The organism is Okeania sp. SIO2B3 (assembly GCF_010672525.1).
Lineage (GTDB): Bacteria > Cyanobacteriota > Cyanobacteriia > Cyanobacteriales > Microcoleaceae > Okeania.
Genome location: NZ_JAAHGH010000037.1, coordinates 1 through 13,751 on the forward strand (window position 1 = coordinate 1; position 13,751 = coordinate 13,751).

A 13,751-nucleotide genomic window follows, 5' to 3' on the forward strand; every position below is an offset into this window, starting at 1 on the left:
CAGGCATTACTCAAACTCTTAAAGATACTTATCTAGATGTTAGAGCTGTATTAGATAATGGCTCTACAGTCATAATTGAGATGCAGGTATTGAACGTTGAAGCATTTGAAAAAAGAGTAATTTATAATCTAGCTAAAGCTTATGGTAACCAGCTAGATACTGGGGAAGGATATCGAACTTTAAAACCCTTTATTGCTTTGACTATTACAGATTTTGTGCTATTCAAAGAAGCAAAAAAAATGATTAACAAATTTAGATTCAAGGAGGAGAAAGATTCATTTAACTATCGAGATGAGTTAAAACTAATATTTTTAGAATTACCCAAATTTAACAAAGAATTATCAGAGTTAGAAACCGAGAGTGATAAATGGATTTATTTCCTTAAATCTGCTCCTAACTTAGAAGTAATTCCTGATTCTCTTGGAGAAGTAGCAGAAATCGAAGCAGCGTTAAATATTGCTAACCGAGCTAATCTAAGTAATGAGGAATTAGAGGAGTTACATAAACAAGAAGTATTTATTGGGGATAGGAAAGGTGAGATTAGTTTAGCGAAACAGGAAGCTAAAGAAGAAGGTCGAGAAGAAGGAAAAATTGAGGAAGCAGTTAAACAAATATTGCGTCTAATTCGGCGAATGTTAGGAGAAATTTCTCCAGAAATTGAGAGTCAAATCCAACAATTATCTTTGGCCAAATTAGATATTTTAGGGGAGGAAATTTTTGACATAAAAACTATTGCAGATGTAGAAAATTGGTTAGAGAGTCAAAGAGAAAGAGAGGAGTAAATAATCAACAATTAATAATTAATAATTAATAATTACCTCTTCTTATAGGGGTATCGGTAGCAAATTTACAGAAAACCACGCGCTTTTTTAAAGAAGTCCAACCTATACTGCTTGAAAAAACTAAGGCTGGACTTGAAAGATAAGTATGTAGGATTGTGAGCGATCGCTTGTTGAATTATCAGAATAATTAAGGAACTTATATCATGTCCGGATAAGAGCGTTATGAAAAAGAACCCAATTGTCTATACATCAATTCTTTCTCCCTACTCCCTACTCCCTATTTTCTGGAGATGTCTAATGATTAAATTAAATCTTACAAAACCAAGGTTGTCAGTTAACTGACAATCTTAGAACGATAATGTTTATTCAGCTTTGTTTGACACTGCTTCACCTGCTCTGGAGTTATCTTGTGAGATTCTTCAAGCATTAACATATTTCTTATCTTGTTTTTACTGATATTTATAAGCGTAGCTACTGGAATTTGATATGGTTCCTTAATCTGCCTAATGGTCAAGAGATTAGCTAATTTAACATTTACTTTATAAATCAGCTCTTATAGACAATAGACAATTAATGTCTCTTCCGGAAGATTAGCGATCGCTAATTCCTAAGTGCTGGAATTTCCCTTCAGCACCTAAGTACTGATTTAGCAATTTGCTGGAATTAAAAATTTTCAAGCTACTTTAAAAGTAATAGTCGATGAGGTAAAAAGATGGGAAGAAGACGCAGACCTAAATTCTCTTTATTCAAAGCAGCTGATTGGGATAAATACGTCCAAGTGAAAAAGGGAGAGGCTACATATACTGTTAAGAGAAAAGCACCAGCAGAAGACAAAGAGTTATTTGGTGTAGGTGTTGTCCCTTTTGGATTTTCACCCAGCACTGCTGCTGGTGCTACGATTCACATGAATACTACGATTAGTAGAGCCGGAGCAAAAATGGCGGTCTCTGCTATAACAGGAGACTCATGGGACAAATTAGGAATAGTCAGAAGCAGCAATGAATCCACTGCCGGGCCTGCTGGCTGGTATCCAGCAACTCTTACTATCACATTAGTAGGAGTGGACGATAACGGCGAGGAAGAGACTTCGCAATTATCAACCCGCAAATACAATAAGAAAAAGACAAGAAGTGGAACTATGCCATTTGGTAGACGATCTATAGCGACACCTGATGCACGGACAGGAGCTGCTACAACAGCAGTAGGTGATAGAGATTACGAGGATTGCTTAAAGGCTATCGTAGCCAGCTTAAACCCTACCCCTACACAGCCAACAAATAGCAAGATTTTGTCTAAATCGTCAGAACCAGAGGTTTATCTGCCTGTAGTAACTGTTTCTAGATGGCTAGATGCGCTAGAAGATGTCGGAGCTGTAACAGCCTTCTAATAACAATGAAAGACCTTAATTGCATAGTCTTGCCTGAAAATTTCCACCCTGGTAGGTATAGACAACTCCAAAACGCGATAGGGTTTGAGATTAATATGCAGTCTCATCCTAGTGAACAAGAGGAAGCCATGAAGCATTATTTAGATATTCAGCTTTCTTTGAATAACCTATTAAGAGGAAAAGAATCTGTCACTACGTTTTTAGATAAAGTTGAAGCTAGTGGTTGTATTTCAATGGATGATTATTTGACAGAAACTTTAGAAAATTTAGAATTTTTGGAAATAATTTAATCCCCAGTAATAGACTGATAAGCTTGAACCAAAATACTAATATCTTTAAACCAAAAGACTGGCTCAAATTGTAGCGAATAACTGGGAGTAGCTCCATCTAATGGATAGTACAAAATAGTTGCACCTCTCATATGTAAAGGTATATAGAAGCCGAACTCCTTTTACAACGTGCCTTAGCTCTCAAAGAGAAAACCTGGGGTGCTAACCATCCTGATGTCGCTATCAGCCTCATCGGTTTGGCATTACTCTACCGCGACCAAGGAAGGTACACAGAAGCCGAACCCTTGTACAAAAATTCCTTAGCTATTAGAGAGAAAGTCTTGGGTGTTGACCATCCTAGTGTTGCAGAAAGCCTTAACAACTTGGCAGATATCTACAGTCACCAAGGAAGATACAGTGAAGCTGAACCCCTTTTGCAACGTTCCTTAGCTATTGATGAAAAAGCCTTGGGTGCTGAAAATCCCAGTATCGCTATTAGCCTCAACAACTTGGGAACATTCTACCATAAGCAAGGAAGGTACAGTGAAGCCGAACCCCTGTACCAACGTTCCTTAGCTATTTTAGAGAAAGCCTGGGGTGCTGACCATCCCAGTGTCGCTACCAGCCTCAACAACTTAGCAGAAATCAACTATGACCAAAGAAGGCACAGTGAAGCCGAATCCTTTTACCAACGTTCCTTAGCTATTACTGAGAAAGCCTTGGGTGCTGACCATCCCGCAGTGGCTACTACCCTCAATAACTTGGGAGTATTCTACTGTGGCCAAGAAAAATACAGTGAAGCCAAACTCCTTTTACAACGTGCCTTAGCTATCAGAGAGAAAGCTTTGGGTGCTGACCATCCTGATGTCGCTACTAGCCTCCATAGCTTGGCATTATTCTACCAAGCTCAAGGTAATACAACCGATGCCATTGATTTTCACCACCGGGGAATGGAAGTGGAAGAAACCACCCTGACTACCTTCCTCGCCACAGGTTCCGAAAGCCAAAAACAAGCCTCCGCGATCGCCCTCTCAAACTCTACTAACCGAACAATATCCCTACACCTCCAAAATGCCCCCACAAACCCAGAAGCAGTAAGCCTCGCTCTAACCACCATCCTCCGACGCAAAGCTCGCATCCTCGACTCCATCACCGACTCCCTCCAAATTATTCGCGATAATCTAACTCCAGAAAACAAAAAACTCCTCAGCGATCTGGCAGCTACCCGTGCCCAATTAGCAGCACTGATCTACAATAGACCTGCAAAAGCCGATTATTGTCAAGTGCCACCAAGGTTTTTAGGCAAAATTGTGGAGTTATATAAGAGGTCTAATAAACCCAAAAATCTCCCACTGGAACAATACCGCCAACAAGTCGCCAACCTCAAGGGTAAAGCAGAAAAATTAGAAGCCGACCTCTCTCGTGCCAGCGCAGCATTCGGCAAAACTTCTCAACCAGTAACTATTGAAATAGTTCAACAGTTAATTCCCCCCGATGCTGCATTGCTGGAAATAATGCAGTACAAACCTGACAATGCCAAAGCTAAATCAAGTGAAAGATTCGGACAACCACACTACGCAGCCTACATCCTCCACTCCACAGGCGCACCCCAATGGCTAGACCTGGGAGTTGCCGAACCCATCCACAAAGCTGTCGCCGAATTTCGCTATCGATTATCGCGACCCGGTACACCCCCCCCAAAAAATAGCCCGCACCTTAGACCAACAAGTGATGCAACCTATCCGCCAAAAACTCGGCAACACCAAACACATCCTCCTCTCCCCAGACTCCCAACTCAACTTGATTCCTTTTGCCACCCTCGTCGATGAAAACAACCAATACCTCGTCGAAAACTATACCATTACCTACCTCACAACCGGACGCGACCTCATCCGCCTTTCCGTTAATTTCCCCCATCAGCAACCACCAGTATTAGTTGCCAATCCCGAATACGACTCTCCCGGCAATCCCGCTTCTGCCGAACTCGTCGCCAATAACCGCAGCAACAACCGACGCGCTACAGACCTAGCTACCCTGAAATTTGCGGCCTTACCGGGAACTAAAGCAGAAGCGGAAGCCATTGCACCCATGCTTTCAGAAGTGACTCTGTTAACTGAGTCTGATGCTGAAGTGGTAAGACAGCGATCGCCCCTTCCAATCTTGACAAATTAAATACTGTTGCGCTATACTGCGAAAATAAGCCTACTAAAAAACTAATCAAACCAAAAGATGACAAAACTATTAGAAGAGGCGATCGCAGCCATAACCAAACTCCCAGAATCAGAACAAGATGGCATTGCTACTCTAATTTTAGAAGAGATTGCTTCGGAAAAAAGGGGGCAAGAAGCCTCTGAAAAATCCCAATCGCAATTGGGGCAACAAGCAGAGGAAACCTTAGAAGAATTTCTTCAAGACGATGCAAAAACCACTGCGATCGAAAAAAAACCTTCGGAGCCTGCGGTCAAACCCTTCTGGCAAAAAATCAAAGAAATAGGCACTAAAGTTCCCCGGGAGGAATGGGAAAAACTGCCAAATGATTTTGCTCGCAACTTTGAAAGCTATATGTATGGAGTGCCAACAATGGATAGACACGGGGACGCGGAGACACGGAGACGCGGAGATGGAGGCTTTTAATTTCAGAGAAGCGCAACAATTTAGAATCAAATAGCCCTGCCGACCATCCGTTACACCCGTTACCACATCTGTTGCCAACCATCCATTGCTAACCAAGCATCTCAATTGCTTATGAAACGCCGTCAACTCCTACTCTTTACCGGCTCGATGTTAGCCACTCTCGGCATCAGTCAATTAGATATTCAACGCCGAAGCTTACGTTATGCCAAAACCTTAGCCCAAAATACTCCTCGCAAACTTGCTTTATTGGTTGGCATCAATAACTACATTAATAAAAGTAAATTGTATGGTTGCATCACTGATGTTGAATTACAAAAACAACTGTTAATTCATCGCTTCGGTTTTCAACCCGCAGATATTTTATCAGTCACCGATGACACCGAAATTAAACCAACCCGCGATGGCATCTTAACCGCATTTGAAGAACACCTAATTAAACAAGCAAAACCTGGAGATGTAGTAGTTTTTCACTTCTCAGGACATGGCTCCCGAGTAGCAGACAAAGATAAAGACGAACCGGACGGTTTAAATAGCACATTTGTTCCCATAGACCAGACCGAAGTTAAACGAGACGGTCGCAATTTAGTGTCCGATATTATGGGACACACTCTCTTTTTGCTAATGTCAGCAATTGATAGCGAAAATGTCACCGTAGTTTTAGATAGCTGTCATTCAGGCGGTGGAAAACGAGGAAATTTAATCGTGCGATCGCTCGACAGAAGCAGCCCCTTTAGCTACTATCCCAACGACCAAGAATTAGAATATCAAAAGCAATGGCTTTCCCGCCTGAAAATGTCGGAAGCGGAATTTATCCAAACCCGACAACAAACCGTTGCTAAAGGCGTAGTCATAGCTTCCGCAGCCAGAGACGAACTAGCAGCAGATGCACCCTTTGACGGTTTTCTTGCGGGGGCATTTACTTATGCAATGACTCAATATTTATGGCAAGAAACCAACAATCAAAAAGTTATCAGTATGTTGGGAAAAGTCTCCCGGATAACTGCGAAATATTCCACTACAGGTCAGGTACCAGAATTAGAAGCCAAGAAAAATACAGATAAGGAAGAGCGACCGACTTATTTATTAAAAAAACAGACACCTCCAGCAGAAGCAGTAGTGATAGAAGTAGTCGAGAAAAAAGTCAATTTTTGGTTGGGTGGAGTCAATGCCGAATCCTTGGAAATCTTCGATAAAGATGCCGTATTTGCTTGGGTAGATAAAGCGGGCAAGGAGCGGGGAAAAATACAGTCAACATCTCGCAACGGTTTAATTGGCTCTGGGAAAGTTATTGCTGGTCAAACCCCGCCGCCAGGTGCCTTATTGCAGGAAATAGCCCGAGCCATTCCCACAGATTTAACTTTGAAAATAGGATTAGACAATTCTCTGGGTAATGCGGCAATTCAGACCAGAGGAAGTTTGCAACAAATTCCTCGCATCAAGCCGGTTCCCCTGCAACGAGGAGAAGTGCATTACATTTTGGGGCGAATGACAGAAACTTTGGCAACAGAAGCGCGAGAAAATGATTCCCAGAAATTAGAAGTACCGGAAGTCGGGAGTTTTGGTTTATATACTCCCGGATTAGAATTAATTCCCGACTCTTTTGGCAAAACGGGGGAAACTCTGGAGGAAGCATTGCAGCGTTTGAGACCGAAGTTTAAATCTTTGTTAGCAGCGAGGTTGGTGAAATTGACCTTGAATGCTGACTCGTCCCAGTTGAAAGCGTTGGCGCTGATGAAAACTCTTAACCAGGAATTTGTTGCCAGCACCTTTACTGTCAGGGGGACAGGCCAAACTGAAGCAGAGGAAATTCCCTCGAATACTCCCATCAAAGTTGAAGCGGGAGTGCCTTTACTAGCTGTCGGTACTCAGGTGCAGTTACAAATAACTAATCGGGAAGACCGAGATTTATATATGGCGGTGTTGGTAGTTGATTCTAGTGGAGAAATGGGGATAGTTTTTCCCAATACTTGGGTAGAAGAAGTAGATGCAGCTTTAGTTAAATCTGGGGAAAGGAAGTTATTACCTGAAGCAGGGGTGGATAGGTTTAAGTTAACCGTCAGTCAGCCTTTGGGAAATACGGAGGTTTTGGTTATTGCTAGCGTCACACCATTGCGGGAAACCTTGAAAACCCTAAAGGCGATCGCGGCTGCTAGAGGTTTGCGTAGTGGAGAACTGATGGATTTAGCAGACACAGATGTAGTCGATGCTTTGCTAGAAGATATTAATGCTGGTAGTCGTGGTGGTTTAGTGGCGGAGTTTGACCCAACAGCACGGGTGGTGGATACGACGAAAATTGGAGCAATGTTGATTACATTTAGGGTAATTAACAGCTTGACATAATCATAGATTATCTACTATAATCTCAGAATATCTATATTTGATTTTATGCTACTAGGATTCAAAACAGAGTTACACCCAAATAAGCAGCAAAAAACATTACTGGCTAAACACGCGCTTTGTAGCTCGTCACGCTTGGAATTGGGGATTATGGCTGACTAGAAATATCCTTACTCACAATTCCAATAATCCTTCAGGTAAACTTAAATTTCCCACATCTATCGACCTGCATAAACTTTTAGTAGCAATGGTTAAACCTAATAACTATTGGTATTATGAAGTATCTAAAACAGCGCCTCAATATGCTTTGAGATATTTATCATCAGCTTGGAAGCGTTGCTTTAGTAAAGTGTCTGGTCAACCTAGATTTAAGAAAAAAGGTAGAGATGATAGTTTTACTCTAGATGGATCAATATCGGTAGGTTTTAATCAGATTAAATTACCAAGAATTGGATGGATTAAAACTTATGAAATACTGCCCGATAATATTAATCCCAAGTCAGTAACTATTAGTAGGACATCCAATAGATGGTTTGTCAGTTTCAAAGAAGAAAGGGAATGTCAAATTACTGAGAAACCAGTAGATGTAGTTGGTGTAGACTTAGGAATTAAAACGTTGGCAACATTGTCAACAGGGGAAGTATTTGATGGAGCTAAATCTTACAGAAAGTTAGAATCTAAACTATCACGATTGCAATACCGGGCACAGGCATAAAACCAAGTTTTCGCTCTAACTGGAGGGCAGCACAGCTAAAAATAGCTCAGTTACATTGCTGAGAATAGCTAACATCAGGAAAGATACATTGCATAAACGCGCCTACTTATTTGGCTAAAAACCACAGTCAAATAGTAATAGAAGACCTGAATGTATCAGGTATGATGTCAAACCATAAGCTAGCTAAGGCTGTTGCCGATATGGGTTTTTATGAGTTCAGAAGACAGTTAGAGTATAAGTGTCAACTATACGGCTCTAAGTTAATCGTTGTTGATAGATGGTTTCCTAGCTCTAAGACTTGCAGTAGGTGTGGAAAGGTAAAGCAGTCTCTGCTGTTATCAGAGCGCGTTTTCAATTGCGAACACTGCAATTTAAGCTGCGTGTGAGACTTGAATGCGGCGTTAAATTTAGCTATGGCGGTCAGTTTGCTCCGCAACGCTAGCGCGAACGACCGTGACAGCCTGTGGACTGGATAACGCCGACGTTGCCAGGTAGAAACAGGAATAGAACAGACTATCTATAGATAATCATAGATTTATATAGATAATCGTAGGTTTCTAAGAACGGCGGTTTAAGCTAAGACGCATTTTAAATACGTCTTAGCAAGTCAGAAGTTAGAAGTCAGAAGTCAGAAGTAATATCATGTCCGGATAATTAGTGATCAAAAAACTTCTACCCTTTGAATCTTTCTTTTCCTTCTGCCTTCCTTTCTCCTATTCCTACCTTCTAGTTAATTTAATCAGGAGAAGACCAAGAGCGAACCTCACCCATAGTCACCGGAATTAAATCGCTAACATCAATGGTAAACTGGAATACCTTCTTCGCTCGACGATTATTTTCAGGGTCAAAAAACTTCAACTTCACATCCCAACAATCACTATCCATCCTACAAAATGGACTCTTGGTGACCGCAATACTATCCAACTCCATGCCAGCATAAACCGCTTGAGAAAAAGTTATAGCCGCTTGGAAAGCATTAGTAGCAGCAAAATTCAACGCCCGGTCTTGAGAAGTTTGCCCCAAGTTGCGTAAATCGTAATAAACTCGATTGAGGAAACTACTCAAACTCCTCCGCATTTGATCATCGTCAGCTTCTGCTTGTTCTCCACGCACTGCTGTTAAAGCCGAATTCACTAAAGTATTAATCCGCCAGCCATAAAGACCACGAGGACTAACAGGCTCAACCACAGGCACCACTTGTCCTGAAAATAGCCTCACTGTACGCCCAGTTAGTCGTCCGGGAATACTCACACGCTCAATATACTCCTCAGAATCTTCTGGTTCCACTTCCCCTGATAGCAACTGCTGAAAAGCTTCATAAACATCCCGCGCAAATGACCCCGAAGGTTCAAGAGCGTAGATGGGAGTTAACTCCATATTCAAAGTCCAAGTCAGAGACTTAGCTTCTGAAAGGTTAGCTGCCAAATAGTCCACCATCTGGCGTGCATCATAAGGGTTAGCTGGAATTTGGGTATTTTCAATAGTAACCGCTGGCATCAACTGTTTAAATGAGTCGCGTCTAGCTTCTGTTCCGAAGTCATAACCCAATGTACCGATAACGTAAACTATAGAACCCATTTCTTGAGGGGGTTGACTGGCAGTTATTCCATTTGTATGATTATTTGGCATAGAAGAAATTTGACTATCTGATGTATTAGTTGTTGATAATGGTTGTGAGGCAATGACACTAGCTTCAATGGTACCAGCAGCTACCACGCCAGTGTCCGATGGAATTTCATGATTATTTTCTGGACTAGCAGAAGCTTGCAGGCTCACTTCTGGAGTTGACCCACAACCACAACCACTAGCTTCGATACTACTATTTTGCTGTTCTGATTCTGACATAGTTTCTCCTGTTAAATGTGCAACAGCACCTGAAATATTGAGCTGACCTACTAAACAACGACCTGTGTCTTCACTAAGACACGGAATGGCTGTCTCCAGCAAGGCAGTACGGACTTTTTGTGGGTCCAATTGTTTTTCCCTCTGCAACTGCAGAGCCATCAGTAATGCTGCCACTCCTGATACTACTGGCGTTGCAAAGCTAGTCCCACTTAATTGTATTGTACCGCCTTCTGGTTGAGCGCCTAAAATATTTTCTCCCAAGGCAAGAATACCCTGAGTTTGATAAGTCTGACCCCAGTTACTATAATCTAGAGGTTGTCCGTTTTCTCCCATTGCCCCTACTGCCAATACAGCAGGAAGTGCTGCGGGAATGTGCAAGCATTCACAGCCATCATTACCTACAGCAGCAATAAGCAAAACGTTATTGTCTCGGCACAAATTTACCGCATGGTTAAGCCAGTCTTCAGCTTCACCATCGTCTGTCAACTCGCCTCCACTTATATTAATAATATTTGCTCCTGCATTCACAGCTTGTTCGATCGCCCGTGCCAAGTCTAGTTGAGAAACTCGGTGACGAGAGTCTGAGAAAATAGGAACAATTAACCCTCGACAGTGGGGGGCAATACCCGAGACAGAAGATTCTGGCTGGCCGAAAATTATACTAGCAACATGAGTACCATGGACGGACATTTGATCTGTAGGACTAGCTTCGCCCTCCACCAAGGTTGGTAGTTGGGTCAAGTTGGCTCCTGCAAAACAGGGATGCTTCAGGTCAACTAAACCGTCAAGCACTGCCACGCAAACCTCAGAGTTACCTTTGGTTTTTGCCCATAGTTGTTTGATTCCTGGAATATTAGCGATTTCGGGCATCTTTAGTCCTATTATTTTTAACTTGATTTTAAGCTAAGGGTAAGGAAGAAGGAAGAGGGAAGAAGGAAGAGGGAGAAAGATTCATAGCAGTTTTCATGTTTCATAGAATACAGAGATTTTGACTTAAAGGCAGAAGGCAGGAGGAAGGATCAAAGTTGGAAGGAAGAAGATTTTTCATCGCTAATTACCCGGATTTGATATAATACTCCACCGTCCATACAGTGCTTAAAATTGTTTGGGGTAATAAAACCCATGCAGTTTTTCCTTCCGCCTTCTGCCTTCTGCCTTCTGTCTTCTGCCTTCTTCAAATTAGTTAGGGCTTGCTGATTAAATATCAAAGCATTGACTGATATTGGTTGAGCGCATTTTTTGGTCTAAAAAAGTACCAGCTTTTCAGCGGCAGAAGCTCATGCATGCTAGTATTTTGGGACGATTATGGCAGAAAAATCACTCTGACAATAATTCCTCCTACCTCCTCTATAATTCCCCGTTTCTCCTGTCTCCTGTCTTCCCCTCCACGGTCGGGGGAGGGGCGAGGGGTGGGTTGTCTCCTGTCTCCTACCTCTACTAAAAGACTTTTTCAGCAGACCCTAGTTAGGAACAGACCAAGACCGCACTTTACCTAATGTTACAGGCATCAAGTCAGACACATCAATAGTAAAACGATATACTTTTTTTGCCCTCCTAGTGTTGTCTGGATTAAAAAACTTGAGCTTCACATCCCAACAGTTGCTATTGTAACGACAGAAAGGACTTTTTTCTACTTCTATACTGTGCAACTCCATACCAACTGCTACTGCTTCAGAAATAGAAGCTGTTGCTTGAAAAGCATTTGTCGCAGCAAAGTTAATAGCGCGATCGCGGTCTGCTCGTCCCAAATTGCGGAGGTCATAATAAACTCGTTGCAGAAAACTTCTGAGAGATTTTCGTATTGCTTCCTCCTCCGCTTCTTCTCGCTCTGCACTTACTGATGTGAGGGCACTATCAATCAGCATATTCACTGTCCAACCATACATTCCTCTGGGACTATATATTTTTACCACAGGTAGAGTTTGCCCAGAAAATAATTTCACAGTTTCGTCACTCAACCTACCAGTGATACTGACCCTTTCGATGTAACCTTCATTGTCTTCTGCCTCAACCTGTCCTGATAACATATTTTGCAGAGTTTCATAAATATCCTCGGCAAATGCGCCTACAGGTTGGAGAACATAAATAGGAGTTAATTCTATATTTAATGTCCAGATTAAAGATTTGGCTTCATATAAATTAGTCTCTAGATAATCTACCATTTGGCTGGCATCATAAGGGTTTGCAGGAGCTTGAACTCCTGAAATAACTGCTGCTGGCATCAACTGTTTAAATGAATCGCGCCGTGCTTCTGTGCCAAAATCATAACCCACTGTCCCCAAAGCATAAATTTTGTTGGAAGTAGCACTGGGAATAATACCATTAGTAGGTTGAGCGATCGTTGTTGGGTCGTTACCTTTTTCTGTTGAGTTTAATACCCTGCCTTCTACAGGGTCATTGGTTGGGGTTTGATTCCCCATCAACTTTTCCCCCCCTCCTTTCAAAGGGGGAATGCCTTCTTCCTCCTTACTCTCTTGGTGCGCATTCCCTCTCTTGGTCAGCATTCCCTTGCGACTAGCGTCGTCGCGGGGTCTGACCGCTTGCGTCTGTCGCCGACGCGGGGTCCCATCGCTTCTTCCTTCTTCCTCCTTCCTTCTTCCTTCTGAGGCAGTAATATTTGTTTGAGTATTTGTCAGCTTTTCCCCACTGTCTCCCACTTTGAGAGAAAGAGGTGATATAGTATTTTCCTGTGCAGCAACTACAGATACTTCATCTCTAACATCTTCTGATATTACCTCTGCCGTAGAAACTTCCACTACTGCTAACTGCTTTCCTGTCAAAAGTTGAAAAGCTCCGGCAACATTTAGTTTACCTAACATACAGCGTTCGACTTCTTCAGTATCTTCCAAAGTACAGGGAATAGCACTATTTGTTAATGCTGCTCGTATTGCTTCTGCATCTGGAGTTGCTCCTTGCTGCAATTGCAAACTCATTAGAAGTGCTGAAATACCTGTGACCATTGGTGCTGCACAACTGGTACCTTTATTGCGAACAGTTTCTTCTGTTCCCGGTTGAGCACCAAGAATATTTTCTCCGGGAGCAATAATACCTTGTGTTTGATACTGCCCACCCCAGTTACTAAATTTGAATATTTGACCATTATCTTTCATTGCTCCTACCGACATTACTCCAGGCAAGATAGCGGGAAGACACCAACATTCGCCTTTATTGTTTCCAGTCGGAGCGACGATTAAAATATTATTTTCTAGAGCTTGACGTACTGCTTTTTCCAATAGTTCATGAGCAACGCCAGTTTTGCTAGGGCGGCACGCAGCACAGTGAATAATGTTTGCCCCTAAATCTACGGCCAGGTTAATGCCACGAGCTAAGTTTATAGGATCGACGTAGTAGTCATTACCATAACCTATCGGAATATTAATGCCCCGACATTTGTAAGCAATACCTTCAACGGGAGTACCTGGTTGTCCGAAAATGTTACTAAAAACATGGGTAGCGTGGAAAGCTGCCCCAAGGACTTCTCTGGTGAGTTTGTCTGGGATAGCTTCTTTTAGTTTTGTCTCTGTGACCTCATTCTTTTGATCCAAATTTTGGATTTCTCGGAAGATGTCTATATATTTGGGGTCGAATTCTAGTGGTTGTTGCCAATAAGGGTTGATTTTTGTGACGTTAGCTCCTTGAAAGCAACCTCGGTCTAGATCGGCAGCTCCATCTAGGAGAGCTACAGTAATGCGAGGGTCGCCTCTGGTGTGGGTCCACAGTTCGTTTAGCCCAGGGATATCTGCAAAATCTGGCACAATTTCAAGTTAATTTTTAATTATATC

The 13,751-nt window shown here is 42.3% G+C and carries 12 protein-coding genes and 1 pseudogene; 11 read left to right on the plus strand and 2 right to left on the minus strand.

What is annotated here, in order from left to right:
- The 11 genes and pseudogenes from F6K15_RS21450 to F6K15_RS21495 form a co-directional block, all read left to right on the plus strand.
- The coding region (locus F6K15_RS21450; RefSeq protein ID WP_293064086.1) for an Rpn family recombination-promoting nuclease/putative transposase at positions 1–782 on the plus strand (782 nt) is incomplete at its 5' end.
- A 778-nt stretch (positions 783–1,560) separates the two neighbouring features.
- Positions 1,561–2,169: a hypothetical protein gene (locus F6K15_RS21455; protein ID WP_293064088.1), complete on the plus strand. Its 609-nt coding sequence runs from the start codon at positions 1,561–1,563 to the stop codon at positions 2,167–2,169.
- A gap of 5 nt (positions 2,170–2,174) precedes the next feature.
- Complete coding sequence (locus tag F6K15_RS21460; protein ID WP_293064089.1) at positions 2,175–2,459, plus strand: hypothetical protein; 285 nt, start codon at positions 2,175–2,177, stop codon at positions 2,457–2,459.
- 143 nt (positions 2,460–2,602) lie between these two features.
- Positions 2,603–2,692, plus strand: a pseudogene (locus F6K15_RS38530) (hypothetical protein); the annotation flags it as partial.
- Positions 2,693–2,695: 3 nt separating this feature from the next.
- Positions 2,696–4,267: a tetratricopeptide repeat-containing protein gene (locus F6K15_RS21465; protein ID WP_363268433.1), complete on the plus strand. Its 1,572-nt coding sequence runs from the start codon at positions 2,696–2,698 to the stop codon at positions 4,265–4,267.
- Positions 4,170–4,610 carry a CHAT domain-containing protein gene (locus tag F6K15_RS21470; RefSeq protein ID WP_293064092.1) on the plus strand — a complete coding sequence of 147 codons (441 nt, stop codon included), beginning with the start codon at positions 4,170–4,172 and terminating at the stop codon, positions 4,608–4,610. The genes F6K15_RS21465 and F6K15_RS21470 overlap by 98 nt, the downstream gene beginning before the upstream one ends.
- A 57-nt stretch (positions 4,611–4,667) precedes the next feature.
- Positions 4,668–5,072: a hypothetical protein gene (locus tag F6K15_RS21475; protein WP_293064094.1), complete on the plus strand. Its 405-nt coding sequence runs from the start codon at positions 4,668–4,670 to the stop codon at positions 5,070–5,072.
- Between the two features lie 111 nt (positions 5,073–5,183).
- Entirely contained in the window at positions 5,184–7,412 is a 2,229-nt protein-coding gene (locus F6K15_RS21480; protein ID WP_293064096.1) for a caspase family protein, read from the plus strand.
- A 45-nt stretch (positions 7,413–7,457) separates the two neighbouring features.
- Positions 7,458–7,571, plus strand: a complete 114-nt coding sequence (locus F6K15_RS21485) for a helix-turn-helix domain-containing protein (RefSeq protein WP_293064097.1) — start codon at positions 7,458–7,460, stop codon at positions 7,569–7,571.
- A 4-nt stretch (positions 7,572–7,575) separates the two neighbouring features.
- Positions 7,576–8,124 carry a transposase gene (locus tag F6K15_RS21490; RefSeq protein WP_293064184.1) on the plus strand — a complete coding sequence of 183 codons (549 nt, stop codon included), beginning with the start codon at positions 7,576–7,578 and terminating at the stop codon, positions 8,122–8,124.
- A 164-nt stretch (positions 8,125–8,288) separates the two neighbouring features.
- Positions 8,289–8,510, plus strand: a complete 222-nt coding sequence (locus F6K15_RS21495; protein WP_293064186.1) for a zinc ribbon domain-containing protein — start codon at positions 8,289–8,291, stop codon at positions 8,508–8,510.
- Between the two features lie 349 nt (positions 8,511–8,859).
- Here F6K15_RS21495 and F6K15_RS21500 read toward each other — a convergent pair whose 3' ends face one another.
- Both F6K15_RS21500 and F6K15_RS21505 read right to left on the minus strand, forming a co-directional pair.
- On the minus strand, positions 8,860–10,839 hold the full coding sequence (locus tag F6K15_RS21500) for a PatA/PatG family cyanobactin maturation protease (protein WP_293064098.1): 1,980 nt from the start codon (positions 10,837–10,839) through the stop codon (positions 8,860–8,862).
- 590 nt (positions 10,840–11,429) lie between these two features.
- Positions 11,430–13,724 (minus strand): PatA/PatG family cyanobactin maturation protease, encoded by a 2,295-nt coding sequence (locus F6K15_RS21505; RefSeq protein WP_293064100.1) that lies wholly within the window; start codon positions 13,722–13,724, stop codon positions 11,430–11,432.
- Positions 13,725–13,751: the final 27 nt, after the last annotated feature.

Coding starts and splice junctions, on each gene's coding strand:
- F6K15_RS21460 (WP_293064089.1), top strand. CDS start 2,175: ATGAAAGACCTTAATTGCATAGTCTTGCCTGAAAATTTCCACCCTGGT.
- F6K15_RS21470 (WP_293064092.1), top strand. CDS start 4,170: ATGCAACCTATCCGCCAAAAACTCGGCAACACCAAACACATCCTCCTC.
- F6K15_RS21475 (WP_293064094.1), top strand. CDS start 4,668: ATGACAAAACTATTAGAAGAGGCGATCGCAGCCATAACCAAACTCCCA.
- F6K15_RS21480 (WP_293064096.1), top strand. CDS start 5,184: ATGAAACGCCGTCAACTCCTACTCTTTACCGGCTCGATGTTAGCCACT.
- F6K15_RS21485 (WP_293064097.1), top strand. CDS start 7,458: ATGCTACTAGGATTCAAAACAGAGTTACACCCAAATAAGCAGCAAAAA.
- F6K15_RS21495 (WP_293064186.1), top strand. CDS start 8,289: ATGTCAAACCATAAGCTAGCTAAGGCTGTTGCCGATATGGGTTTTTAT.
- F6K15_RS21500 (WP_293064098.1), bottom strand. CDS start 10,839: ATGCCCGAAATCGCTAATATTCCAGGAATCAAACAACTATGGGCAAAA.